Consider the following 26,052-nt stretch of genomic DNA (forward strand, 5'->3'; position numbering starts at 1 on the left):
ACTAACCCTAGTCACGTAGTTATCTACGTTCCTAGGGATTAGCTTCACTTGCCGCCTTGCTACAACTCGAACTATTTAGAGTATTAGATACTCGTTGTATTTCAAGCTATAGCCGTGTTGGCTATGCTCACTAACCCTAGTCACGTAGTTATCTACGTTCCTAGGGATTAGCTTCACTTGCCGCCTTGCTACAACTCGAATTATTTAGAGTATTAGATACTCGTTGTATTTCAAGCTATAGCGGTGTTGGCTACGCTCACTAACCCTAGTCACGTAGTTATCTACGTTCCTAGGGATTAGCTTCACTTGCCGCCTTGCTACAACTCGAATTATTTAGAGTATTAGATACTCGTTGTATTTCAAGCTATAGCCGTATTGGCTACGCTCACTAACCCTAGTCACGTAGTTATCTACGTTCCTAGGGATTAGCTTCACTTGCCGCCTTGCTACAACTCGAACTATTTTGAGTATTAAAAACTTTTTATATTTCGGGCTGTAGCAGTGTTATTCTTTAATAAAATCAGGGTGTTAATTTTAATTAACTTGCATTATTGAGAGGGATTAATCACCCATCTGACTTTATCAAAAGCTGAGAAGCGGCTATTTAATCATAAAAGTTATTCAATAGCATAGATTGATTCGATAAAAGTGAGGTGATCGCATTGGGGGGTAAAAAATAAAAACGGCAGGGAAGGCCTGCCGTTTAGACGGTTCAGTCATCGATAATGAGGTAAATTATCTGACGAGCGCTATAACAGTATCGCTTGAAACGATAGGGTCAACTGACATCATCACACTGAGCGAAGTGATCGCTACGATAGAGAAGATAAACAGTTTTCTTGCCCAAACACGGTCATCATTTTCGCTTTTGAAGCCGGAAATTGCCATGCCGAGCCACCATAAACTGACTGCTGCGCCAACAATCAGATATTTATAACCCGCATATCCACTGACTGCTAACATTAATGTTGCGACCATAAACGCGAGGATGTACAAGAAGATATGCGTCTTAGCGACAGATATTCCCTTGATAACCGGTAACACAGGAATGTTAGCTGCTTTATAATCCTTGAAGCGGAAAATGGCAATCGCATAGGAATGCGGCATCTGCCACAAGCTGAAAATTAATAATAGGATAAGTGCACCCATATCAAATTCATTTGTGACGGCGCAGTAGCCGATAACCGGCGGTGCTGCGCCAGATAGGCTGCCAATTAGCGTGCCATAAACTGACTTACGTTTCATATATAGGCTGTAAACACCTACATAAACGATGAAACCGATCACTGCAAGTAGCATTGCTAGTGCATTGGCTGCTACAAGTAGTAGCAGCATACCAGCAATACCTAATACAGTAGCGTAAATCAGGCTAACTTTCGGGTCAATCAGCCCTCTAACTAAAGGGCGATTCTTGGTTCTTTCCATGATACGGTCGATATCACGGTCGATGTAGTTGTTGAAAACACAACCAGAAGCCACGACCAGTGATACACCCAGCAAAGTCGCAATAAACAGCGGGTAGTCAATTGAACCTTTTGAGGCCAGAAGAAAACCGCCGATCACAGAAATCAGATTTCCGAAGATAATTCCTGGTTTGGTCACTTGCAGGTATTGCTTAAACATATCGGCAACTCTTTAGTCGAGCATCATATTGATGTTCAGGTTGTACATAATCCACAGAGAGCCAATAACAACGATACCGATGATTAGCATAGTGAACAGGAATGCAACTAAGTTCCAGCGTTCCTCTGATGAAGTATTCATGTGCAAGAAACAAACAAGATGCACAAGAATTTGTACAACCGCCATCCCGACAACAGTCCATAGGATTGCTGCTTGTGACGCAGTACCTTCCATCACCATCCAGAAAGGTATCACCGTTAGGATCACTGATAGAATAAAGCCAATCAGGTATGTCTTAACGCTACCGTGGCTTGCTCCAGTATGAGCATCTTTTGCATGACTCATTTAAATAGCCCCCAGAAGATAAACAACGGTAAATACACAGATCCAAACCACGTCTAAGAAGTGCCAGAATAAGCTTAGGCAATTTAAACGTGTTTTGTTCACCTCGGTCAGACCACGGCGAGAAACTTGAATCATCATGATAATAATCCAAATCAGACCCGCAGTTACGTGTAGACCGTGCGTTGCAACTAAGGCGAAAAAGCCAGATAAGAAGCCACTACGATCTGGACCAAAACCTTCAGCGATCAGCTCATGGAATTCATACACTTCCATGATAACGAAGCCAAGACCCAGTAGGAAGGTTGCGAATAGCCATAAATTGACTGATGCAATCTTACCTTTATGCATCGCAATCATTGCGAAGCCGTAAGTGATACTACTGACAAGTAGTAAGAATGTTTCGCCTAATACGAACTTCAGACTGAAGATATCTTTACCAGCAGGGCCGCCAGCAGTTCCATCAGACAAAACAACATAGGTAGCAAATAAACTCGCAAACAGAATCAAGTCGCTCATTATATAGAGCCAGAAACCGAATACTTTAGTGCCACCTGCATCATGGTGCCCATGCTCGGCATGGGCTACGTTTTGATTAGTCATTGTATTAGTTGACATCGTTCACACCTGCCTTACGTAATTCTTCAAAGTGCTTATTCTCGATCTCCTCGATTTCAGCCACAGGTACGTAGTAATCAACATCTTCGTCGAAGCTTTTTACAATCCAAGTTACGATCATGCCACCGAAACCAATGATTGCCAGCCACCAGATGTGCCAAATCATTGCGAAACCTAAAACCAAGCTAAATGCAGCGATGATAACGCCTGCGCCTGTATTTTTCGGCATATGAATTTCTTCATATGAAGTCGGTTTCTTATGAGCGATACCTTTTTCTTTCATGTCCCACCAAGCATCACGAGTTTGAATATGTGGTTCAATCGCGAAGTTATAGAATGGTGGAGGAGAAGAGGTTGCCCATTCAAGTGTACGTCCGCCCCATGGATCTCCCGTTAAATCACGGTTTTCATTACGGTCACGGATACTCACAATAATTTGGATAACTTGACATGCAATACCAATTGCGATGACAGCAGCACCAACGGCAGCAGTCACTAGCATTGCGTGGTAAGCAGGGTCAATATTCTGGCTTAAACGACGGGTCATCCCCATGAAGCCCAGAATGTACAGTGGCATAAAGGCTAAGAAGAAACCGATGATCCAGAACCAGAAGGCACGAACACCCCATTTCTCATTTAGTGTAAAGCCGTAGGCTTTCGGGAACCAGTAAGTCATACCAGCAAAACAACCGAAGACAACACCACCGATAATCACGTTATGGAAGTGAGCAATCAGGAATAAGCTGTTGTGCAGAACGAAGTTTGCACCCGGTACGGCTAATAGAACACCGGTCATACCACCCACAGAGAACGTGATGATAAAGCCGATTGTCCACAGCATTGGTGATTTAAGTTCGATACGACCTTGGTACATAGTGAACAGCCAGTTGAAGATCTTAACCCCTGTTGGGATTGCAATAATCATGGTGGCGACGCCAAAGAAGGCGTTAACGTTCGCACCGGAACCCATCGTAAAGAAGTGGTGCAGCCAAACGACGAATGACATCACAGTAATGGCGATGGTTGCCCATACTAATGAGGTATAGCCAAACAGGCGCTTTTTGGAGAATGTTGCAGCGACTTCAGAGAATACACCGAATACAGGTAGTACAAGGATATAAACTTCTGGATGACCCCAAGCCCAAATTAGGTTGATGTACATCATCATGTTGCCACCCATATCATTTGTGAAGAAATGGGTACCGATATAACGGTCTAAGGTCAACAGAGTGAGTGTCACAGTCAAAATTGGGAATGCAGCGACAATTAGCACGTTAGTACAAAGCGCGGTCCAGCTAAATACAGGCATTTTCATCATCGACATACCCGGTGCACGCATACGGATAATAGTCGCAATGAAGTTAACACCCGTTAAGAGTGTCCCGATACCGGATATCTGGAGACTCCAAAGCCAGTAATCGACCCCGACTCCAGGATTGTACTCCAAGCCTGACAACGGCGGATAAGCTAACCAACCGGTTTGCGCGAATTCACCTACCCCTAAAGAGATGTTGATAAGAACAACACCGACAACAAAGAACCAGAAGCTCAATGAGTTTAGGAATGGAAAAGCAACGTCACGCGCACCAATTTGCAGCGGTACAACGAAGTTCATTAAACCGACAACAAAAGGGGTTGCCATGAAGAAAATCATGATAACGCCATGCGCGGTAAAAATTTGGTCATAGTGATGAGGGTTTAAATAGCCCTCTTGGCCAGCAGAAGCAAGAACTTGCTGACCACGCATCATGATGGCATCGGCGAAGCCACGGAACAACATGACCATCGCCACAATGATGTACATGACACCAATTTTTTTATGGTCAACAGTGGTTAACCATTCTTTCCACAGCCATTTCCATTTACCAAAATACGAAATCGCACCAACTAAGCCAAGTCCACCAAGGACGATGGCAATCAGCGTGACGACGATAATTGGCTCATGAAGTGGAACAGCATCGAGTGTTAATTTTCCGAACATGCCCTTATTCCTCAGCGCCTGCATGAGCATTATGGCTCATATGCATAGATTGACCTGTAGATTCTTCTTTCGTTTCTACAGGCGCGTGACCTTGATGGTGCTCATGACCAAACTTCAGAACAATTTCGTCATACAGTTTAGGTTTCACGCTAGAGAAGTAGGTAACAGGAACGTTAATGCTTGGCTTCGCAACTTCATCGAATGCCTGCATTGTATCCATTGTTTTAGGCGAAGCTTTTACCTTCTGTACCCACTCATCAAAACCTTGGCGATCCGGTGTTGCAATAGCATTGAACTTCATATCGGAGAAGCCTTTACCACTATAGCTTGCGGAGAAGCCTTTATAAGTACCGGGTTCATTAGCGATTAAGTGAAGTTTAGTTTGCATACCTGCCATCGCGTAGATTTGGCCACCTAAAGATGGAATGAAGAACGAGTTCATCACCGAATCAGACGTGATTTTGAAGTTGACTGGCACGCCCGTAGGGAATGCGATTTCATTGACTGTTGCGATACCTTGCTCCGGATAAATAAATATCCATTTCCAGTCAGCAGAAATAACTTCAATTGTGACAGGTTCCTGATCACTGACTAATGGCTGATAAGGATCCAGCTCATGAGTCGTTTTCCAAGTAATTGTACCTAGAATAACAATAATGATGATTGGAACAGTCCAGCAGACTAGCTCAATTTTATTTGAGTGAGCCCAGTTAGGACGATAGGTTGCTGACTTATTGGATTCTCGATATTTTACGGCAAAGATAAATGCCATAAAGATTACCGGAATCACAACAAGGAGCATCAAGCCAATTGCAATAAGAATTAGCTCTTTTTGTTTCACGCCAACGGCGCCTTTAGGATCCATCAACACCATATCGCAACCGCCCAATAGTAAGGCTGCTACAACCAGTGAGATTGCTCCAATACTTTTTTTGTAGTTCATAAGTCTCATCCACGACCCCAAATGACAAAGATTCTAATTGTCGTTTCATCAGTGCGGGCATTTTACGGTAAGGTTATGCGAGTGTAAATGATTGTAAGGTAAAGAAACTGAATTGTTAGCTCTTTATGTTAATATGATCACATGTGAAGAATTTATATCAAAAAAGTTAAAAACGATGGGAATTATATGCATGTATTGATAAAACCGTATTAATACTAAATTATCTTGGTAATTTTTCAAGGAAAAATATACACAAAAGAAGATAAAAAAACACAGAACTGATATAAAAGTTAAGCTAATCACTAGGGGAAAATACGATATTTAGTGCCAGCAAAGCAATATTAGGTACTTTACTGGCGAAATAGTGAAGAAAAATTATTACTTTTTGATAAAAAAAGAAATTTTTAAAATATTTATACAATCTGTCTTAAAAAGTCAGAAGGTATACTTTAATGTATAAATGATTGCATCTTGGTAAAACGTATCACCCAACTTATTGTCAGCATAACGGTATTGCACCCCGGCTGATATATTTGGCGTTGCATTCCACCACAATGCTAATGCACCATTGATACCGTTTCGTTTTCCACCGTTATAGCGCTTGTTACGAGCGAATTCCATCTCGTGCCAGTTAGTGACCATGAAATTTTCTTCGAACATATTGAAGTTATAACCCGCCACCCAGCCGACCACATACCCGTTATTACCCGAATAGAATGTTTGGTCAACATAATGCAGTGCTGCAAAAGGCTTAAACCACAGATCACCAAATGATGTGTTGTATCCGAATCCATATAATGTATTCACATCATGAAAATTCCCGCCATATTTAGTTCCCGGTAAAGACCAGGTACCATAGACATGCCCATAAAGATTAAATCCAGTATCACCTAGGTAGAAGCGTCCTGTTGTCTTGATGGTATAACGTTGGTTACGACCAGAATCGGTATGTTGTTTGTTAAATGGGTTTTCTAAATCAGCAAAACCATATAGCTCACCCCAATTGAAGTTAGCCCCTCCTTCAAGTTCAATGTAAGCAAAATCTTTTTTACGTGTAGTCTTTTCAGATTTGGTTTCAGTGCGATGTGACCAATCTAAATAGTTGATATTGATATCCGCAAACCCATTTTGATATCCAAGAAAATCTTCAGAGTATGCGTTACCTGTGAATGTTACACAGGCTGCGACACAGAGCAGTTTTTTCATAATGTATTATTTTCATTTAATTATTGATGGAGTTAATCGCTTGGTGAATTGTTCGTCTATTTATTTACATAAACTAAACATGTGAGATATTAGACTTTGAAATTGCAATTAAGAAATATATTTCAATGAAAAAGTGACATTGATCACGATAATTTATCGTTATCGAGAGGGTTTGCGATAGGGATCGAATTGGTTTTAATAAATCAAATTACCTAAACTAATAAAATTAATTTAGGTAATTAATAATTGATAAGAAAAAGATTATTTATTGTTTAGTGACTTTTCGGACGGCAAGAAAATCTAAACTACCACCGATAATTAAACTGATAGCGCCGATACCAATACCGATATTGAATATTAGGTTTTGGTAGTAAGGTAAGTCAAACCAGAGTGATAACTGTGAAGTGAAGAAATAAATTTTGACGGCGCTAAATGAAAAAATAAGTAGGCTCAATAGCCAAATTGCCAAGCAACTAACGCCAGCCAGCAGTGCGTATACCGCAAATTTATAGCTATTAGCAAACTTCACTCGGCGTTGGAATAAGCCCGTTGTTTGTGTGTAGACCAATGACGTTCGACAAGCTAGGAGCAGTAATATCCCCGGTACAGCAACCCCAATCGAAATTAAATAAAATAAAGGCCAACCATAAGTACTCACAAAGATACTGGCGACAGGACCAATATAGACCCGACCGACAGCGGATAAAGCAGATAAAAGTGCAAATTGAGTCGCGGATAATGATTTATTACATAGCGTCATTAGTAGCGCGACAAATGCAGCAGTTCCCATTCCTGAGAAAATATTCTCAAGAAAAATAATCGAACCCATGCTGATAATATGAGGTGGGGTAACCGCTAAGAACCAATAGCCAATATTAGAGACGCCCTGTAAAAGCCCAAAAACCAATAAGGCTCTAAATAAGCTCATGTTTCTCATGAGGTAACCACCAAGGAGCGCCCCCAAAATCGTTGCTGCCATACCAACCGTTTTATTGACCGTTCCGACTTCGCTCAGGCTAAACCCTAATGCATTGAGCAAAAAGTTAGTATTGAGCGCCATAACAAAAGCATCACCCATTTTATAAAAAACGAGCAAGAGTAAAATTAACCACGCATTATTGCGGCTAAAAAATTCCGCGAGAGGCTCGTAAATAGCATCTTTTAAAGATGCGGGAGGTGCAAGGTCTTCTTCGGGTTCTCGAGAAAGCAATGTGGCGATAACACCAATGACCATAAGGCCTGCCATCAGCAAATAAAGTTGTTGCCATGTCAAAAACTTATCTGCTAGCCATAATGCCAAGCCACCAGAAACCAGCATACTGATTCGATAACCCATCACCGAGGTTGCTGCACCAATTCCTCGTTCTTCAGCGCTTAATAAGTCAGTTTTATAAGCATCGAAAACAATGTCTTGAGAGGCAGAACAAAAAGCAACCACCACGGCCAACGTTGCTAACCACCACAAATGTTGTGACGGGTTCATAAAGCCCATCGTGGCAATACTAATAATCAGTAAAATTTGGGTCGTCAGCAACCAACCTCGACGCCGGCCTAAAAAAGGTGGAGTGTAGCGATCCATCATTGGCGACCAAAGGAATTTTAATACATAAGCTTGACCAACAAGAGAGAAAAAGCCAATTGTCCGAATATCGACGTTTTCAACGGTTAACCAAGCTTGTAACGTGCCAGCAGTCAGCGCTAATGGTAATCCTGATGCGAATCCCAAGAGTATGAGTATTATGTTAGTGGGTAGTTTGATGCGTGGCATTTTTTTCCTTTTATTACTCGTCATACTTCGTATTACAGCTGTGTTGCCAGTACTCAGCTACCTAAATCTCATGCTTTTTGGAAAGGCTTCATTCAGCAATAGGGAAGTACATATATACTTCCCTATTAGCTTAATATTTAACGGATATATTTACGTGCATTAATAGCGTGAATTTTGTCTGATAAAATCAGTCAGTTCTTGGTCGTTCGCCATATCAGTAATTAAATCAGTCAAAGCACTATTAATTGCGGCCTGAATTTTATCGTTAGTGGCACCCAAAAGTTCTTGCGTATTGAAATTACGCGTAAATGAACGAGTTTTAGTCGAACCATTAGGGGCGGTGGCATTGACACTCACACTTGAATTTACAGTGATGTTGTGGCGTAAACTGCCTTCGCTAACTTTGGCATCTAGCTTATTCAACTGAACAACTAAATTGATATTGGCAGGAGACGTCACCATAAAACCACGTGCTGCCATTTGTTTTTCGACGGCTTCCTGCATTAAATAACGAGGGTCACGGGAAGGGTTGAGAACAACTAAAGCCCCGTTACGATTAATCTCTGCCAATGATTTTTGGGTACGATTGTCAACACTGCTTACGCTAATCGAGGTCGCATTCAGCGTTGGATTTTTCGCAGGTAACGTAATTTTGGGTTCGAGAGACAACGTATTATTACTTGCGGAACAACCCGCAAGTAACAGTAATGCAAAAAGTGGAAAACACAGTTTCTTTAACATAATTTTTTCCAGTTCATCTTTCCTAATTGAAAATGTTCCGTTATGGTGCGGATAGCGGCAATAATCGTCAGCACAGGATCGCCTATTTATCCTGAACTGTTTGACAACAATTTTTAAAAAAATTCACATCAACGTAGGGTTATCATAACATCGTGGCGTGATTATCCGATATTTCTATAATAAGAAAATAGCAAAATTCTCGTTATGACTTTAATTTGGTTAATAATTATGCATTTTAAGGGATATCGAGGACAGCAAAGCTTAAATGAAGGAGCTTTTTATGGTCGCCAATACATCGCTGGATATGCAATCTTGCGTTAGCCAAAAATTACAGGCTGCTTTTGAACCTATTCATTTGGAAGTTATCAATGAAAGTTACCAGCATAATGTGTTACCCGGTTCAGAAAGCCATTTTAAAGTGGTTTTAGTCAGTGAAAAATTTGAAAATAAACGTATGCTTGGTCGTCATCGTGAAATTTATGCTATTTTAGCGGACGAGTTAGCGGGCGGTATTCACGCACTGGCTTTGCATACTTATACCCCTAAAGAGTGGGAAGAGTTAGCGAATACAGCACTAAAATCACCGGCATGCCGTGGTGTTGGTGGCGTAAACCGCTAATTTATTATTCTTTGTCGCACATTTAATTATGCTTTTTGTCTTTTAGGTGTGCGTAGAATGAGTTTGATGGCGGCTTTTTCTTCAATTTTGATGAAGAAATGCAATTTTTAGTCAGAAAAGTCACAAATAAAGAGGAATGATCGCTTCTTTTATCGGCTTTTCTCGACTCAGGGCGTATGCATCGGTATAATGTTGCGTCTAATTTTCAGTAAGGTTTCGGGACGCTTCTGATATCAGGGATGAGTGTTGTCAAAAACAACGCCCCCGGTTCTGGAAGGGAGAAAGCCATTATGATTTAATGGCATAACTCTGGAGTAGACCGATCACTAAGATTTATTTTGAGGTAAGAAGATGCAAGTTTCTGTTGAAACGACTCAAGGCCTTGGGCGTCGTGTAACAATCACCGTTCCTGCCGCTGATATTGAAAAAGCAGTAAATAGCGAGCTAGTTAGCGTTGCTAAGAAAGTACGTGTTGATGGTTTCCGTAAAGGAAAAGTACCAATGACTATCGTTAAACAGCGTTACGGTTCGTCTGTTATGCAAGACGTTCTGGGCGATGTTATGCAACGTAACTTTATCAATGCAATCATTGAACAAAAAATCAATCCAGCCGGTGCTCCTAGCTATAAGCCAGAGCAACTCGAAGATGGTAAAGACTTTGTTTACTCTGTTGAGTTTGAAGTTTATCCAGAAATCGAATTGAAAGGTTTAGAAACTATCGAAGTTGAAAAACCAGCTGTTTCAGTGAAAGATGAAGATCTGGACAACATGCTAGAAACACTGCGTAAACAACAAGCAGAGTGGAAAGAAGTTGAACAAGCAGCGGCTGCTGATTCACGTATCACTATCAACTTCACTGGTTCTATCGATGGTGAAGAGTTTGAAGGTGGTAAAGCAGAAGACTTCGCACTGGTTATGGGCGAAGGCCGTATGATCCCAGGTTTCGAAGAAGGCGTTGTTGGTCATAAAGCGGGTGAAGAATTCGAAATCGAAGTTAACTTCCCTGAAGATTACCATGCTGAAAATCTGAAAGGCAAAGCGGCTAAATTTGCAATCGTTCTGAAGAAAGTTGAACAGCGCGAATTGCCAGAATTTACTGAAGAGTTCATCAAGCGTTTTGGTATCGCTGATGGTTCTTTAGAGGGTCTACGTGCAGAAGTGCGTAAAAACATGGAACGTGAACTGAAAAATGCAGTTCGTAACCGTGTTAAAGCACAAGTTCTTGACGGTCTAGTTGACGCGAACAATATCGATGTTCCAGCCGCTGTTATTGATGGTGAAATTGATGTTCTGCGTCGTCAAGCTGCTCAACGTTTTGGTGGCAACGAACAACAAGCGATGGAATTACCACGCGAACTGTTTGAAGAACAAGCAAAACGTCGTGTTGTTGTTGGCCTATTGTTAGGTGAAGTTATCAACAAGAATGAGCTAAAAGCCGATGAAGATCGTGTGAAAACACTGATCGAAGAAATGGCATCTGCTTACGAAGATCCATCAGAAGTGATTGAATACTACAGCAAGAATGAAGAGCTGATGAACAGTGTTCGTAACTTAGCTTTAGAAGAGCAAGCGGTTGAAACAATCCTTGCTGCGGCTAAAGTAACTGAAAAAGAAACTAATTTCACTGAACTGATGAACCAAGTTCAAGCTAATTAATTTTTATTTTCAGTAAGATAAAAATAAAACCCGTAGTATTTACTGCGGGTTTTTTGTCAATTAATGTCTTTAAATTTATGATTTTTCGTTAATTCAGATAAAGTTGACTTGAAAACTACATTTAAACCCTAATTATAATTTAAACATGTACGATATAACGTATAGGGTTTTTACCGGTAAGTTTCGTTTTCAAGTTGAATGAAGCTAACAACCATGCAACTTAAGTAGTGGCGGGTATAATTCCGTGTAACGGGATAGACTTGTGTTAAACTATTTTAATGAGCGTCTTGTTTACCGTTGCATACTTAGCTAAATTTTTACTTATTGAGTTAGCAACTTTGTATGAATATAGCTATAAATTAAGTGAATACTAAAGCGTGCGACACAGGAAATTTTTAAAGACAAATTATTTGTAGCACGATCTTTGCCCAAAATGGCGAATAGACAGCAAATTAGGCGTAAGCACCAGAAAGTTTTTAATAGGAGATTTCGATGTCACATTTTGGCGGTCAGGAGCAGCTAGCATCCCAAATGGCACTAGTGCCAATGGTCATTGAGCAAACCTCAAGAGGTGAGCGCTCATACGATATTTATTCACGTTTATTAAAAGAACGTATTATCTTCCTGACGGGGCAAGTCGAAGATCATATGGCGAACTTAATTGTCGCTCAGATGCTATTTCTTGAAGCAGAAAACCCAGAAAAAGATATCCACCTCTATATAAATTCGCCAGGCGGCGTGATCACTGCGGGCATGTCAATCTATGACACTATGCAGTTTATTAAACCGGATGTTAGTACTATTTGTATGGGGCAAGCATGTTCCATGGGCGCATTTTTGCTGACCGCAGGAACAGAAGGTAAACGTTTCTGTTTGCCGAATTCACGTGTGATGATCCACCAACCTTTAGGTGGCTATCAAGGTCAAGCGACAGATATTGAAATTCACGCCCAAGAAATTTTAAAAGTGAAATCACGCATGAATGAGTTGATGGCTCGCCATACGGGCAAGTCTATTGAAGAAATTAATCGTGATACTGAGCGTGATCGTTTCTTATCCGCCAATGAAGCAAAAGAGTATGGGCTTGTTGACCACATATACACCAGCCGTTAATCCGCTGGATATTTGGTATAATACGTTAATACCCTTGAATTATTTTTAGAAATTTATTGCCTTGTTGAATGTTTAATTACAGAAAACAAGGTGATATAAATATAAAGTGAGGTCAACTGATGACAGATAAACGCAAAGAGGGGACAGGTAAACTACTGTACTGTTCTTTCTGCGGAAAAAGTCAGCATGAAGTACGTAAGCTGATTGCCGGTCCGTCAGTCTATATCTGTGATGAATGCGTAGACTTATGTCTTGATATCATCCGCGAAGAAATTAAAGAACTTACGCCACATCGTGAGCGTAGTGAATTGCCTACACCCCATGAAATCAGACAGCACCTTGATGATTATGTAATCGGTCAAGAAAAAGCGAAAAAAGTTTTGGCAGTGGCTGTTTATAATCACTATAAGCGTTTACGCAATGGTGATAAAACAAGTGATGGTGTTGAATTAGGTAAAAGTAATATTTTGCTGATAGGCCCAACCGGTAGCGGTAAAACCCTTCTGGCAGAAACGTTGGCGCGCTATTTAGATGTTCCGTTTACAATGGCTGATGCAACGACATTAACAGAAGCCGGTTACGTGGGTGAAGATGTTGAAAATATCATCCAGAAACTACTGCAAAAATGTGATTATGACGTTGAAAAAGCTCAGCGTGGGATCGTCTATATTGATGAAATTGATAAAATTTCTCGTAAATCAGACAATCCATCGATCACGCGTGATGTATCCGGTGAAGGTGTTCAGCAAGCATTACTGAAACTGATTGAAGGTACTATTGCTGCCGTTCCACCTCAAGGTGGTCGTAAGCATCCTCAGCAAGAATTTTTGCAGGTCGATACCTCTAAAATTCTGTTTATTTGTGGTGGTGCATTCGCGGGTCTAGATAAAGTTATCGGTCAGCGTTTAAATACACGTTCAGGTATTGGTTTTGCTGCAGAAGTAAAAGCGGAATCGGATAAAGCGACAGAAGGTGAATTGTTAACACAAGCGGAACCTGAAGATCTGATAAAATTCGGTTTGATCCCTGAATTTATTGGTCGTCTGCCTGTTGTGGCAACCCTCACTGAGTTAAGTGAAGAAGCACTGATTCAAATTTTGCAAGAACCTAAAAATGCATTAACAAAACAGTATCAAGCCCTGTTTAGCCTAGAAGGAACTGAACTTGAGTTCCGTGAAGAAGCGCTTAAGGCGATTGCGAAAAAAGCAATGGCACGTAAAACAGGTGCACGTGGTTTACGCTCAATTGTAGAAGCCGCACTGTTAAATACAATGTATGACCTGCCTTCAATGAGTGATGTTGAGAAAGTCGTTGTCGATGAGAATGTGATCAACGAACAATCTGAGCCTTTGCTTATTTATAGTAAGCCTGATGCGCAAGCCTCCGGCGATAACTAATCTTGTAAAAGCGTTCAATTAGTAATCAAACGAAATGAGGGCTCTCCCTCATTTTGTTTTTTATGTTTAACTAGCCATTGAATGCTAAAATCTTGTCCCCATATAGTTTATATTCTGAGGTGTGGTTTCCTTGTTTTAAAACATTTTTTAGAACCATAGGCTGAAACCCTTAAACTAGCGTGAGCTAAACGAAGAGAGAGCTTTATGAATCCAGAGCGTTCCGAACGCATTGAAATACCAGTATTGCCTCTGCGTGATGTAGTGGTGTACCCACATATGGTGATCCCACTGTTTGTTGGACGTGAAAAATCCATTCACAGTCTGGAAGCAGCAATGGATCATGACAAGCAAGTGATGCTGGTTGCGCAAAAAGAAGCCTCAACTGATGAACCTGGGGTGAATGATTTATTTGCTGTTGGTACTGTAGCTTCTGTTATCCAGATGCTTAAATTACCTGACGGTACAGTTAAAGTGTTAGTTGAAGGACTACGACGCGCTCGTATTACCAGTTTGACTGACAATGGTGAGTATTTCTTAGCTCAAGCGGAATATTTATCTCAAGATATCGTGACACCAACCGAAGCTATCTATGATGAAGCGGCGCCTCAAGCAGCGCCTAGCCTTATCGATGAAAAAGAGCATGAAGTTTTATATCGCACGATTGTAAGTCAGTTTGAAAGTTACATAAAACTGAATAAAAAAATTCCACCAGAAGTACTGACTTCTTTGCATTCGATTGAACAAGATCAACTAGACAAACTAGCGGATACCATCGCATCGCACATGCCACTTAAATTGGCAGATAAGCAGCGAGTTCTCGAAATGGCGGATATTGCAGAACGTGTTGAGTTCCTGATGGCGATGATGGAGTCAGAAACTGAACTGCTGCAAGTGGAAAAACGCATCCGTAATCGTGTCAAAAAGCAGATGGAAAAAAGCCAGCGTGAGTACTATCTGAATGAGCAAATGAAAGCGATTCAGAAAGAGCTTGGCGAAATGGATGATGCGCCAGATGAATATGAATCGCTGAAACGTAAAATCGAAGAAGCGAAAATGCCTAAAGAGGCACAAGAAAAAGCGGAAGCAGAACTGCAGAAGCTAAAAATGATGTCGCCAATGTCAGCTGAAGCTACTGTCGTGCGTAGCTACATAGATTGGATGGTACAAGTACCTTGGTATAAACGTAGTAAAGTTAAAAAAGACCTCGTGAAAGCCCAAGAAGTTCTTGATACTGACCACTATGGTTTAGAACGTGTTAAAGATCGTATTTTAGAGTATCTGGCAGTTCAAAGTCGTGTCAGTAAAATTAAAGGACCGATTCTGTGCTTGGTTGGGCCTCCAGGGGTTGGTAAAACATCATTAGGGCAGTCAATTGCGAAAGCAACAGGACGTGAATATACCCGTATGGCGTTAGGGGGCGTACGTGACGAGGCTGAAATTCGTGGTCATCGTCGTACCTATATTGGTTCAATGCCCGGCAAACTCGTACAGAAAATGGCAAAAGTTGGGGTTAAAAACCCGCTATTTTTGCTGGATGAAATTGACAAAATGTCTTCAGACATGCGTGGCGATCCGGCATCGGCTTTACTCGAGGTGTTAGATCCAGAACAGAACGTTGCATTTAACGACCACTATCTGGAAGTTGATTACGATCTGTCTGATGTGATGTTTGTTGCAACATCTAACTCGATGAATATTCCTGCGCCACTGCTAGATAGAATGGAGGTTATTCGTCTTTCCGGTTACACCGAAGATGAAAAGCTGAATATTGCTAAACGCCATCTATTATCTAAGCAAATTGGGCGTAATGCCTTGAAAAAAGGCGAATTGACCATCGATGATAGCGCACTAATGAGCATCATTCGCTACTACACGCGTGAAGCGGGTGTGCGTAGTTTAGAGCGTGAAATTTCAAAACTGTGTCGTAAAGCGGTTAAAGCCCTATTAATGGACAAAAAGCTTAAGCACATTGAAATTAACGCAGATAACCTAAAAGATTATCTTGGGGTTCGTCGCTTTGACTACGGCCAAGCAGATACTGAAAATCGTGTGGGTCAGGTGACTGGTCTGGCATGGACAGAGGTTGGTGGTGACTTACTGACTATCGAAACAGCCTGTGTACCGGGTAAAGGCAAATTAACCTATACCGGTTCGTTAGGTGAAGTCATGCAAGAGTCGATTCAAACAGCTTTAACCGTTGTTCGCGCTCGCGCTGAAAAATTGGGTATCAATAGCGATTTCTATGAAAAACGCGATATCCACGTCCACGTACCAGAAGGTGCAACACCAAAAGATGGTCCAAGTGCAGGTATCGCTATGTCGACTGCATTAGTTTCTTGTTTAACAGGTAATCCAGTTAAAGCTGATGTTGCGATGACCGGTGAAATTACCTTAAGAGGCTTAGTCTTACCTATTGGTGGATTGAAAGAAAAATTACTGGCCGCACATCGCGGAGGGATAAAAACAGTCCTTATCCCTGATGAAAATAAGCGTGATTTAGAAGAAATTCCTGAAAATGTGATCGCGGATCTTGAAATTCATCCGGTAAAAACAATTGAAGAAGTCCTCGCTTTTGCTTTAGTTAACCCAGCATTTGGTGCTGAGATTGTTAAAAATAAAGCTAAAAGAGTGAGCTGAATCAAGAAGTTTGTATAAAACTAAGGCTGACAGCTAATTTAGGGCTTGTCAGCCTTTTTTTTCGTCGCTAATTTAACGATGATTCTGATAATTGTTTTGTATGCAATCTGTTCTCTTGCCATTGGTAATCAGGATTGATATAACGACTGCATCATTAATTAGCTATACTGATATAGCTAATTAATAGATCTATAGTCCAACTAATAATGGGGATGATAAGAGTGAATAAGTCTCAACTGATTGATCAAATCGCTTCTGAAGCGAACATTTCTAAAGCTGCAGCTGGTCGCGTTGTTGACGCGTTCGTTGCTACTGTAACGGGCACTCTGAGCGAAGGAAATGAAGTTGCTCTAGTTGGCTTTGGTACATTCTCTGTTCGTGAGCGTGCTGCTCGCACAGGGCGTAATCCGCAGACCGGTAAAGAAATTCAAATTGCTGCTGCTAAAGTACCTGCTTTCCGTGCAGGTAAAGGCCTTAAAGACGCCGTTAATAACTAATTAAGTCTTATTTTAGTCTTTTTGTCTTTTTACATTTTAGCGAAAACTCAAACTGACGGAATGCATTTAATCAGCTAATATATAAGCGCACTATGGAAATGGTGCGCTTTTTTTTCTTTCTGAGTTAAGATTAGCGTATTATTAGGAAATTGAATTCAATAAAGCGGAGTTAAGCCTTTTTATGATGGAAAATCTACGCACAAAGGCGAACAGTCCTTTGATGAAAATAATATTAGCGCTTATTATGCTGTCATTCGTGCTGACAGGCGTGATGATGGGAGGCCTAGGCGGTGGTGGAAATAATGCTGCCGAAGTGAATGGTCAACCTATTAGCAGAGAACAATTACAGCAGGCTTTTCAGCAGGAACGTCAGTCTTTGCAAGAATATCTGGGTGATAAATTCGCTGAAGTGGCTAGTAATGAAGAAAGCATGAATATGCTGCGACGACAAGCTCTTGATAATTTGATTAATAATCAATTAATTAATCAATATGCTAATGAATTAAGCCTATCCGCAAGTGATAAGCAGATAGAGCAAGCTATTTTCGCAATGCCAGTGTTTCAAACCAATGGTACATTTGATAGCGATAAGTATCGCCAGCTATTAAGCCAGTACAATATTAATGCGGATGATTTCGCAGCGCAGATACGCCAAGATTTAACACGTGCACAATTAGCTAAATCATTTACCGGTACAGATTTCGCGTTACCGTCAGAAGTGAAAGCCTATGCTGAGTTATTTATGCAAGAGCGTGATATTCGTACGGCAATACTGCCTTTAGCACAAGTACAAGCAAAACAAACCGTCACAGATGACGAGTTGAAAGCATACTATGATGCGAATCAAAATAGCTTTATTTCACCTGAAAAAGTGCAAGTAAGCTATGTTGTCATGGATGCAGCGGCGATGCCAAAAGCAACCGTAACGAATGAAGAAGTTAAAACACATTATGAGCAAAACCTGAAAAATTACACTCAGGCAGAGCAAAAGCACTACAGCATGATCCAAGTGGCATCTGAAAAAGAAGCGAAAGAAATTACTAGCCAATTAAAAAATGGCGCTGACTTCGTAGCACTTGCTGCTGAAAAATCGACAGATAAATTTAGTGCAGGCAATAAAGGTGCTATTGGTTGGATGGAAGCGGCTTCGACACCAAGCGAGATTATCAGTGCAAATCTCACTGAAAAAGGTCAAGTTTCCGAACCTATTAAGGCGCAAGATAACTTTGTTATTTTCCGTTTAGATGATATCAAACCAGAAGCAACTAAGCCGTTCGAGCAAGTTAAAGAGAATATTGAAGTCAGCTTACTGCAAGATAAAAATATTAAGCAATTTTATGACTTGCAACAGAAAGTCAGTGAAGCTGCAACTAACGATAATGAATCGTTGATCTCAGTTGAAAATGTTTCAGGTTTAAAAGTTGTCACGACAGATTGGTTTGATCGTAATAACCCACCTGCTGAATTGAACTTCCCGAAAGTCATCAATGAGATATTCAGTGACCGTTTAGTGGATAAAAATGGTTCTACAGGGATTAACTCAGATGTGATTAACGTTGAAGGTGACCGTGCTTTCGTTGTACGTGTTGCTCAATATAAAGCTGAAACGACAGAGCCATTTGAGACCGTTAAATCAGATATCGAAGCTTTAGTAAAACGCCAAAAAGCCGATGCTCAGTTAAAAGCAGACGGCGATAAATTGGTTACTGAGCTAAAAGCAGGTAAAGGGGATGAAGCCCTTAATGCTGCGGGTATCAAGTTTACCGATGCGCAAAAAGTTTCACGTTTAATGCCACAAACGGCGATTATTAATGCTGCTATGGAAATGGCGCAACCTGTTGATGGTAAAGCAACCTACGCAACAGTGCGTGATGAACAAGATAACCTTGTTATTATTCAATTGGATAAAGTTACTTTAGGTCAACCGACTGAAGAAGAACTAAGCCAATTGACACGTGAGTACCAAGGAGCGATGAGTGCGGCTGTTAATGAAGCTTTGATGCTTAATTTGCGCTCAAATGCAAAAATTGAAGTGCAAAATCTTGAATAATTGCGAGCAGCTTCGCAGCTGATTTTGTAACAATTGTAATTTAAGGCCACCTTTAGGTGGCCTTTTGCATTTTAATCTTTCGCAAAAAGCATTTTTGATTTTTCCTTGGCATTGTAGTGCCTCAATACATAAAGGAGGAAAAGCTATGCTATGGAGAAAGCGAATTAAAAAAGGTTTAGGTGCAGTATTGGTTTTATCAATGTTATTCCCTTTTTCATCATCTGTTCTAGCAAAGAAAATCGATACGGAGAAACCAACATCAGCAGCCATTCAAAAAAAGGAAGTTGGGAATGAGCGGGGGCTATCCGATACCGTTAATATCAATCATGCTAGTGCTGATGAGTTGGCACAAAAACTTAATGGGATAGGGGCTCAAAAAGCGAAAGCCATTGTGGAGTACCGCGAAAAATATGGTGCATTTAACTCAATCGAGAGCATTTTAGAGGTTCAGGGGATCGGCCCTGCATTTTTAGAAAAAAATAGAGATAAACTCGCATTCTAATAAAATGCGTACCTATACAAAATTATGGGTACGCATTAATTTTTATCAATTCGAGTAAGCTTAATTATTTAATGATTGTTTTTTGTTCTATTTTTCCGAAAAAGAGTGCTTTATTTGCGAGCTGAGTCTTATAAATCATATTTTTTCAGCACATCCTCTGAACATTTGTTATTTTTATGTTATCAAAAATAAACTGGTCGGAGTAGTTATGGCAACGCATATTAAAGTACATGGTTATCATATTGACGTCTTCCAACATGTGAATAATGCTCGTTATCTGGAGTTTTATGAAGCCGATAGATGGGATTGGATGAATGAACTCGATTTTATCAATTGGGCGCTAAAAAATAAGATAGCGATGGCAGCGGTTAATATCAACGTTAATTATTTTCAAGGTGCAGTACTTGGTGATGAGCTTACTGTTGTGACACGCATGGAAAAATTTGGTGTGAAGAGTGCACTGTGCTACCAGCAAGTCATCCGAAATAATAATGGTCAATCAGAAGTTGTATCGGATGCTTATGTCACATTTGTTTTTATCGACACGGTATTAAATAAAGCCATTGCGATTGATGATGAGTTACGTGAACGACTAGAGTCATTTGTTTCAAATAACAAAGATTTTATCGAAGTATAGTTTTAGATAACCAGAGAGCTTAATGTTCTCTGGTTATCTACCCATTATTATTCGAATTGCAGGGTTGTTGATTGTTGCTAAGCTTGCCGTTCGCTTGTTGGCTACCGGCAATTCAAATTATTTTGGACGTCGGTAGGTTGGTTGTTGGCGTGATAAATATCGCGCTTATTTTAAGAGCTGTTGTAAGGACTGCATAACGGCTTCTTTATTACTTAAGTAATAATTCAAACCTTTGCTACGTAAGTGGCATGCAGCACACTCACCACAGCCATCGCCTTGAATTCCATTATAACAAGTGAGGGTTTGTTCTCTTATTGTTTGAAGGTGCCCAAAGGAGTCTGCAAGCGCCCACGTTTGCGCTTTATCTAGCCACATAAGTGGCGTTTCAAAACGGATATCTTTTGCGAGGCCAAGATTAACGGCATGGTTGAGTGATTTGACGAATTCATCTCGACAATCTGGGTAGCCTGAAAAATCCGTTTCACAAACCCCTGTAATAACCGCTTCAGCTTGTACTTGATAAGCATAAATTGCCGCGAGTGTAAGAAATAAAATATTTCGGCCAGGAACAAATGTGCTAGGAAGTGAACTCGATTCACTTTCATTAAAATCAGGTACAGGGATGTTGTCTCTTGTTAAGCTACTCACGGCGAGTTCATTGAGCAATGTAACATCTAATGTTTTATGTGCTGTCGCACCAAGATGTTGGCTTAATTTTTGAGCAACCTCGATTTCAAAACGGTGGCGTTGGCCATAATCAAAGGTGACACAATGAACCTCATCATAGTTCTTTAATGCTTGAATAAGGCATGTCGTTGAGTCCTGCCCTCCACTAAAGACAACAACCGCACGTTTCATAAAGATCTCCTTGGTAATATAAATCATGATAACTAAGCCATTTTGCAAAAGAGGATGTTAACCACGCAAAATGAGTTTAGTAGGTATTTTTTTCATTAACTTATCAGTTAATAAACTATTTATGCTGTATTGAACCTATTTATATAAAATAGTTCTATTATATTCGCTATAATTCAAGCCATGTGTTTTTCATATAGCGTTACTTTCATATCAGATGACAAGTAAAACAGCTTTTAGTCAGGAGAGCCAGCGGGTGTTAGATAAGATAGATAAAAAACTGCTTTGCCTATTACAGAATGATAGTAGCTTGTCGCTAAATGTTCTTGCAGAGGCTGTCAATTTAACATCAACACCTTGCTGGAAAAGGTTAAAGCGCTTAGAGGATGATGGCTATATTCGAGGGCGCGTGACACTGCTTGATGGCGAGAAATTAGGTTTAGGACTGACGGTGATTGTGATGATAAAAACACAGCATCATAATAGCGAATGGTATGAGCAATTTGTCTCCTTTGTTAGCCAACTTCCTGAAGTCTTGATATTTTATCGTATGGCTGGAGAGTATGATTATCTGATGCAAGTTGAAGTACATGACATGAAATCTTATGATTTATTTTATAAGAAGCTTGTTAATGGTGTGCAGGGGTTAATTGATGTAACCTCAAGTTTTGCAATGGAAAAAATAAAATATACAACAGTGTTGCCAATCCCTGATTAATGACGTCACTGAAGGAGTAAGCAGCCAAGGGCTGCTTTACCTATAATGTAATGCCGAATATCGGCAAGTAAATCAACATCACTCAAGGCAGTATTACGTGCGATTATTTTCACAACTACGCTGGTATTTTGTTAGTGAATGGCGACGCTATCTCGGCGCTATTTTCTTCTTAATTATCATTGCTATCTTACAGCTCGTTCCTCCACGTCTAGTCGGTATTGTGGTTGATGGCGTAAGCAAAGACTCAATGACAAAAAATCAGTTAGTTTCTTATGTTTTATTGATGCTATTTATTGCATTAATGGTATATGGCCTTCGTTATGTATGGCGCTTATGGTTATTTGGTGCAAGTTATAAACTTGCAGTACAACTGCGTCAAAAATTTTATCGGCAATTGAGTTTACAAAACCAAGCATTTTATCTTCGCTATCGCACTGGCGATCTAATTGCTCGCACCACCAATGATGTGGATCGTGTTGTTTTTGCTGCCGGAGAAGGGGTATTAACCCTAGTCGATTCCCTTGTTATGGGTTGCGCTGTATTGATCATGATGAGTGTTGAAATTAGCTGGCAGTTGACTTTACTCGCCCTGATCCCAATGCCTATTATGGCGATGGTGATTAAACGTTATGGCGATCAACTGCATCATCGCTTTAAGCATGCACAAGGTGCTTTTTCAACACTGAATAACCATGCTCAAGAAAGTTTAACTAGCATTCGAATGATCAAGGCGTTTGGCCTTGAAGATCACCAATCAAACCAATTTGAGCAAGTTGCGACAGAAGCTGGGCGTCGTAATATGCATGTTGCTAAGATTGACGCACGTTTTGATCCAACTATTTTTATTGCAATTGGGATGGCTAATTTATTAGCTATCGCAGGCGGAAGCTGGATGGTATTAGAAGGTACATTGACTTTAGGTGAGTTAACCAGCTTTGTGATGTATTTAGGGCTAATGATTTGGCCGATGCTCGCACTGGCTTGGATGTTTAATATTGTTGAGCGAGGGAGTGCCGCTTATAGCCGTATTCTCAGCTTACTTGAAGAGCCTTTAGTAATTAAAGATGGTCCCCATTCTTTGCAAGTAGAAAAAGGGGTGTTAGTGGCAAATATAACCACATTCAGCTACCCAGAAGCATCCAGAATTGCATTACAAAATGTTTGTTTTGATTTAAAACCTGGCCAATTTTTAGGGTTATGTGGACCTACTGGCTCAGGAAAATCAACATTAATTGCGTTATTACAGCGCCAATTTGATGTGACCGAGGGGGATATTCGTTATCAAAATAGACCATTACCGGACATTCGGCTAGATGAATGGCGTGCTCGGTTATCGATAGTGAATCAATCGCCTTTTTTATTTTCCGATACTGTTGCCGGTAATATCGCCCTTGGTCGGCCTAACGCATCAGTCGAGGAAATAGAAGAAGCGGCTCGTATTGCTTGTGTGCATGATGATATTTTGCGTTTACCTGAAGGCTATCAGACTCAGGTGGGTGAACGCGGGGTTATGCTTTCAGGTGGACAAAAACAGCGAATTTCCATAGCAAGAGCAATATTGCAGAATGCTGAAGTTCTTATTTTAGATGATGCATTGTCAGCAGTTGATGGCCAAACTGAATTTACTATTTTACAAAATTTAAATCACTGGCGGCAGGGGCGGACACTAATTATTAGTGCACACCGTTTATCTGCATTAGTTGAAGCGGATAATATTCTCGTGCTTTCGCAAGGAACGATTGCTGTTCAAGGTAAGCATGAATCGCTGATTACACAATCAGGCTGGTACAAGGATATGTATCGTTATCAGCAAATAGAAGCGGCTTTGGATGGTGATCTATGAGCCAAAAAAAATCACTGTGGCCAGCATTAAAACGCTTATTGTCCTATGGAAAACCTCATCGAAGCACGATGGGAATTGCGATTGGAATGCTATGGCTTGCGGCAATTGCTGAAGTGAGCGGTCCGCTACTGGTGAGTTACTTTATTGATAACATGGTTGCAAAAAAACAGATAATCATGCCCCTAGCCTTATATATGGCAATAGGCTTTATCTTGCTGCAACTGATAGCCGCATTATTACATTATTATCAAACCATTTTATTTAATAAAGCCTCTGTCGGTGTCGTCCAGACATTAAGGGCAGATGTAATGAACGCCGCATTGAGACAACCATTGAGTGCTTTTGATAAACAACCCGTAGGGCAAATAATTTCAAGAGTGACAAACGATACTGAGGTGATTAAAGACCTATTTGTGATGGTTGTTCCAACCGTATTTCGTAGCTTAGCGCTGATCTGTGCCATGTTGGTGGCAATGTTCTCGCTAGAGTGGCGGATGGCATCAATAGCGGTGATGATATTTCCAGCTGTATTCGTGGTAATGCTGGTTTATCAGCGTCTAAGCACACCAATCGTTCGGCGTGTACGTTCTTATCTTGCAGATATTAATAACGGATTCAATGAAGTCATCAATGGTATGCCGGTGGTCCAACAATTTCTACAACAAGCAAGGTTTGGCGCTAAAATACAAGATGTTAGCCAAGAGCATTATCTTGCACGAATGAAAGCACTTAAGCTTGATGGGCTGTTATTACGCCCACTACTGAGCCTGTTTTCAGCTTCTGTATTATGTGGGTTATTGTTGCTATTTGGTTTTGATGGTACGAGCACCATCGGTGTTGGGGTGCTCTATGCGTTTATCAACTATTTAGGGCGCTTAAATGAACCGTTAATTGAACTAACTTCCCAGCAATCAATGCTACAGCAAGCGGTTGTTTCTGGTGAACGTGTATTTGAGTTAATGGATAGCCCGCAGCAGGGATATGGTCAAAATATTGTGCCATTACAAGGTGGAACGATAGATATTCGCCATGTTTCATTCGCGTATCGAGAAGACAAAATGGTACTTAAAGATATCAACCTTTATGTCCCTGAAAATAACTTCATTGCACTAGTGGGTCATACGGGAAGCGGTAAAAGTACCATAGCCAATTTAATCATGGGTTATTACCCTTGGCAGCAAGGGGAAATCTTGCTGGATGGACGTGATTTAAATTCACTTTCACACCAAGTACTTCGTAATGGGATTGCTATGGTACAGCAAGACCCTGTGGTACTCGCCGCCTCATTCTTTGATAACATTGCATTAGGGCGCGATGTGTCTTCAGAAAAAGTGTGGCAAGTATTAGAAACGGTACAATTGGCAGAGCATGTGCAGCATTTACCTGATGGACTAGATACATTGCTTGGTGAGCAGGGAAATACGCTTTCTGTGGGGCAACGGCAGTTATTGGCAATGGCACGAGTGCTTGTTATTACCCCTAAAATTTTAATTTTAGATGAAGCAACGGCGAATATTGATTCGGGTACCGAGCAAGCGATTCAAAAAGCATTACGAGTGATCCGGAAAACAACCACATTAGTGGTGATAGCGCACCGTTTATCAACCATTGTCGATGCAGATCAAGTTGTTGTGCTTCATCGTGGTGCAATTGTCGAGCAAGGTGATCACCGCCATTTGCTTCAGCAAAAAGGGCGTTATTATCAGATGTATCAGTTACAACAAGTGGGGGAATCATTAAACGCCCATGATGAGATTGAAACAGAAATTTTGTTAACCTAATTGTTTTGCACCTCAATAATGCATTCTATTTAACCACTCAATTGAGTGGTTTTTTATTTTGTGCTTTCTTATTGAATAATAAGAATAAAAATTTATGGCACGTAATTTGCTATTTAATATGTGCAGTCATATAGGGGTAATTACATTTATTAAGCACAGCAGTTATTGGAGGGGAAATGAAATATATCATCGCAATCATTAAGCCTTTTAAATTAGATGAGGTTAGAGAAGCGCTTTCTGATATCGGAATACAGGGGCTTACAATAACAGAAGTGCGGGGTTTTGGTCGTCAAAAAGGCCATGCTGAGTTATACCGTGGCGCTGAATATACCGTAGATTTCTTACCTAAAGTGAAAATGGAGATTGCAGTACCTGATGAACTTGTCGAGGATGTTATTGAATCGATAGAAAAAACGGCAAATACAGGGCAAGTAGGGGACGGCAAAATATTTGTCTTACAGCTTGAGCAAGCCATACGTATTCGTACGGGTGAAAAACAAGATGAAGCACTTTAGGAGAATAATT

At 40.6% G+C, this 26,052-nt stretch carries 22 protein-coding genes; 13 read left to right on the forward strand and 9 right to left on the reverse strand.

Translation table 11 applies throughout. The annotated features are described in order from the left end of the window. Positions 1-735 precede the first annotated feature (735 nt). From cyoE to M998_RS14200, 8 genes are all read right to left on the reverse strand, one after another. Positions 736-1,623, reverse strand: a complete 888-nt coding sequence (gene cyoE, locus M998_RS14165) for a heme o synthase (protein ID WP_068439321.1) — start codon at positions 1,621-1,623, stop codon at positions 736-738. A 12-nt stretch (positions 1,624-1,635) separates the two neighbouring features. Beyond that, on the reverse strand, positions 1,636-1,968 hold the full coding sequence (locus tag M998_RS14170) for a cytochrome o ubiquinol oxidase subunit IV (RefSeq protein ID WP_068439322.1): 333 nt from the start codon (positions 1,966-1,968) through the stop codon (positions 1,636-1,638). Further along, the gene (locus M998_RS14175; protein ID WP_068439324.1) at positions 1,969-2,583 is read right to left on the reverse strand and encodes a cytochrome o ubiquinol oxidase subunit III; all 615 of its coding nucleotides are present in this window, start codon (positions 2,581-2,583) and stop codon (positions 1,969-1,971) included. Then, positions 2,573-4,564, reverse strand: a complete 1,992-nt coding sequence (gene cyoB, locus M998_RS14180; protein ID WP_068439326.1) for a cytochrome o ubiquinol oxidase subunit I — start codon at positions 4,562-4,564, stop codon at positions 2,573-2,575. Before cyoB ends, M998_RS14175 begins: the two co-directional genes overlap by 11 nt. A gap of 4 nt (positions 4,565-4,568) precedes the next feature. Further along, positions 4,569-5,516 (reverse strand): cytochrome o ubiquinol oxidase subunit II, encoded by a 948-nt coding sequence (cyoA, locus tag M998_RS14185; RefSeq protein WP_068439328.1) that lies wholly within the window; start codon positions 5,514-5,516, stop codon positions 4,569-4,571. Positions 5,517-5,942: 426 nt separating this feature from the next. Continuing rightward, complete coding sequence (locus M998_RS14190; protein WP_068439331.1) at positions 5,943-6,713, reverse strand: nucleoside-specific channel-forming Tsx family protein; 771 nt, start codon at positions 6,711-6,713, stop codon at positions 5,943-5,945. A gap of 265 nt (positions 6,714-6,978) precedes the next feature. Then, the gene (gene ampG, locus M998_RS14195; protein WP_068439333.1) at positions 6,979-8,481 is read right to left on the reverse strand and encodes a muropeptide MFS transporter AmpG; all 1,503 of its coding nucleotides are present in this window, start codon (positions 8,479-8,481) and stop codon (positions 6,979-6,981) included. A 159-nt stretch (positions 8,482-8,640) separates the two neighbouring features. After that, positions 8,641-9,222 (reverse strand): YajG family lipoprotein, encoded by a 582-nt coding sequence (locus tag M998_RS14200; protein WP_068909452.1) that lies wholly within the window; start codon positions 9,220-9,222, stop codon positions 8,641-8,643. Positions 9,223-9,502: 280 nt separating this feature from the next. Here M998_RS14200 and bolA point away from each other — a divergent pair, with 280 nt between their 5' ends. From bolA to M998_RS14245, 9 genes are all read left to right on the forward strand, one after another. Next, on the forward strand, positions 9,503-9,841 hold the full coding sequence (bolA, locus tag M998_RS14205) for a transcriptional regulator BolA (RefSeq protein WP_068439337.1): 339 nt from the start codon (positions 9,503-9,505) through the stop codon (positions 9,839-9,841). Between the two features lie 351 nt (positions 9,842-10,192). Then, positions 10,193-11,497, forward strand: a complete 1,305-nt coding sequence (gene tig, locus M998_RS14210; protein WP_068439339.1) for a trigger factor — start codon at positions 10,193-10,195, stop codon at positions 11,495-11,497. Between the two features lie 492 nt (positions 11,498-11,989). Continuing rightward, positions 11,990-12,610: an ATP-dependent Clp endopeptidase proteolytic subunit ClpP gene (gene clpP, locus M998_RS14215; RefSeq protein ID WP_068439340.1), complete on the forward strand. Its 621-nt coding sequence runs from the start codon at positions 11,990-11,992 to the stop codon at positions 12,608-12,610. 119 nt (positions 12,611-12,729) lie between these two features. Next, positions 12,730-14,007, forward strand: a complete 1,278-nt coding sequence (gene clpX / locus M998_RS14220; RefSeq protein ID WP_068439342.1) for an ATP-dependent protease ATP-binding subunit ClpX — start codon at positions 12,730-12,732, stop codon at positions 14,005-14,007. A gap of 204 nt (positions 14,008-14,211) precedes the next feature. After that, positions 14,212-16,644: an endopeptidase La gene (lon, locus tag M998_RS14225; RefSeq protein WP_068909454.1), complete on the forward strand. Its 2,433-nt coding sequence runs from the start codon at positions 14,212-14,214 to the stop codon at positions 16,642-16,644. Between the two features lie 221 nt (positions 16,645-16,865). Then, complete coding sequence (hupB, locus tag M998_RS14230; RefSeq protein ID WP_175403094.1) at positions 16,866-17,141, forward strand: nucleoid-associated protein HU-beta; 276 nt, start codon at positions 16,866-16,868, stop codon at positions 17,139-17,141. A 181-nt stretch (positions 17,142-17,322) separates the two neighbouring features. Beyond that, positions 17,323-19,191 carry a peptidylprolyl isomerase gene (gene ppiD / locus M998_RS14235; protein ID WP_068439348.1) on the forward strand — a complete coding sequence of 623 codons (1,869 nt, stop codon included), beginning with the start codon at positions 17,323-17,325 and terminating at the stop codon, positions 19,189-19,191. Between the two features lie 145 nt (positions 19,192-19,336). Continuing rightward, positions 19,337-19,693, forward strand: coding sequence for a ComEA family DNA-binding protein (locus M998_RS14240; protein ID WP_068909456.1), 357 nt, complete (start codon positions 19,337-19,339; stop codon positions 19,691-19,693). 208 nt (positions 19,694-19,901) lie between these two features. Then, a complete protein-coding gene (locus M998_RS14245; RefSeq protein ID WP_068439353.1) occupies positions 19,902-20,330 on the forward strand; it encodes an acyl-CoA thioesterase in 429 nt (142 codons plus the stop codon). Between the two features lie 165 nt (positions 20,331-20,495). Here the strand turns inward: M998_RS14245 and queC are convergent, their stop codons facing one another. Then, positions 20,496-21,188, reverse strand: coding sequence for a 7-cyano-7-deazaguanine synthase QueC (queC, locus tag M998_RS14250; protein ID WP_068439355.1), 693 nt, complete (start codon positions 21,186-21,188; stop codon positions 20,496-20,498). A 253-nt stretch (positions 21,189-21,441) separates the two neighbouring features. Here queC and M998_RS14255 point away from each other — a divergent pair, with 253 nt between their 5' ends. The 4 genes from M998_RS14255 to glnK all read left to right on the forward strand — a co-directional run bounded on the left by M998_RS14255 (position 21,442) and on the right by glnK (position 26,042). After that, positions 21,442-21,903 carry an Lrp/AsnC family transcriptional regulator gene (locus tag M998_RS14255; RefSeq protein WP_068439357.1) on the forward strand — a complete coding sequence of 154 codons (462 nt, stop codon included), beginning with the start codon at positions 21,442-21,444 and terminating at the stop codon, positions 21,901-21,903. A gap of 97 nt (positions 21,904-22,000) precedes the next feature. Further along, positions 22,001-23,746: a SmdA family multidrug ABC transporter permease/ATP-binding protein gene (locus M998_RS14260; RefSeq protein ID WP_068439359.1), complete on the forward strand. Its 1,746-nt coding sequence runs from the start codon at positions 22,001-22,003 to the stop codon at positions 23,744-23,746. Continuing rightward, a complete protein-coding gene (locus tag M998_RS14265; RefSeq protein ID WP_068439360.1) occupies positions 23,743-25,527 on the forward strand; it encodes a SmdB family multidrug efflux ABC transporter permease/ATP-binding protein in 1,785 nt (594 codons plus the stop codon). The genes M998_RS14260 and M998_RS14265 overlap by 4 nt, the downstream gene beginning before the upstream one ends. Before the next feature lie 176 nt (positions 25,528-25,703). Beyond that, on the forward strand, positions 25,704-26,042 hold the full coding sequence (gene glnK / locus M998_RS14270) for a P-II family nitrogen regulator (protein ID WP_068909458.1): 339 nt from the start codon (positions 25,704-25,706) through the stop codon (positions 26,040-26,042). The last annotated feature ends 10 nt before the right edge of the window (positions 26,043-26,052 follow it).

Origin of the sequence: Providencia heimbachae ATCC 35613, assembly GCF_001655055.1 — a bacterium.
GTDB lineage: Bacteria > Pseudomonadota > Gammaproteobacteria > Enterobacterales > Enterobacteriaceae > Providencia > Providencia heimbachae.

Coding starts and splice junctions, on each gene's coding strand:
- cyoE (WP_068439321.1), bottom strand. CDS start 1,623: ATGTTTAAGCAATACCTGCAAGTGACCAAACCAGGAATTATCTTCGGA.
- M998_RS14170 (WP_068439322.1), bottom strand. CDS start 1,968: ATGAGTCATGCAAAAGATGCTCATACTGGAGCAAGCCACGGTAGCGTT.
- M998_RS14175 (WP_068439324.1), bottom strand. CDS start 2,583: ATGTCAACTAATACAATGACTAATCAAAACGTAGCCCATGCCGAGCAT.
- cyoB (WP_068439326.1), bottom strand. CDS start 4,564: ATGTTCGGAAAATTAACACTCGATGCTGTTCCACTTCATGAGCCAATT.
- cyoA (WP_068439328.1), bottom strand. CDS start 5,516: ATGAGACTTATGAACTACAAAAAAAGTATTGGAGCAATCTCACTGGTT.
- M998_RS14190 (WP_068439331.1), bottom strand. CDS start 6,713: ATGAAAAAACTGCTCTGTGTCGCAGCCTGTGTAACATTCACAGGTAAC.
- ampG (WP_068439333.1), bottom strand. CDS start 8,481: ATGCCACGCATCAAACTACCCACTAACATAATACTCATACTCTTGGGA.
- M998_RS14200 (WP_068909452.1), bottom strand. CDS start 9,222: ATGTTAAAGAAACTGTGTTTTCCACTTTTTGCATTACTGTTACTTGCG.
- bolA (WP_068439337.1), top strand. CDS start 9,503: ATGGTCGCCAATACATCGCTGGATATGCAATCTTGCGTTAGCCAAAAA.
- tig (WP_068439339.1), top strand. CDS start 10,193: ATGCAAGTTTCTGTTGAAACGACTCAAGGCCTTGGGCGTCGTGTAACA.
- clpP (WP_068439340.1), top strand. CDS start 11,990: ATGTCACATTTTGGCGGTCAGGAGCAGCTAGCATCCCAAATGGCACTA.
- clpX (WP_068439342.1), top strand. CDS start 12,730: ATGACAGATAAACGCAAAGAGGGGACAGGTAAACTACTGTACTGTTCT.
- lon (WP_068909454.1), top strand. CDS start 14,212: ATGAATCCAGAGCGTTCCGAACGCATTGAAATACCAGTATTGCCTCTG.
- ppiD (WP_068439348.1), top strand. CDS start 17,323: ATGATGGAAAATCTACGCACAAAGGCGAACAGTCCTTTGATGAAAATA.
- M998_RS14240 (WP_068909456.1), top strand. CDS start 19,337: ATGCTATGGAGAAAGCGAATTAAAAAAGGTTTAGGTGCAGTATTGGTT.
- M998_RS14245 (WP_068439353.1), top strand. CDS start 19,902: ATGGCAACGCATATTAAAGTACATGGTTATCATATTGACGTCTTCCAA.
- queC (WP_068439355.1), bottom strand. CDS start 21,188: ATGAAACGTGCGGTTGTTGTCTTTAGTGGAGGGCAGGACTCAACGACA.
- M998_RS14265 (WP_068439360.1), top strand. CDS start 23,743: ATGAGCCAAAAAAAATCACTGTGGCCAGCATTAAAACGCTTATTGTCC.
- glnK (WP_068909458.1), top strand. CDS start 25,704: ATGAAATATATCATCGCAATCATTAAGCCTTTTAAATTAGATGAGGTT.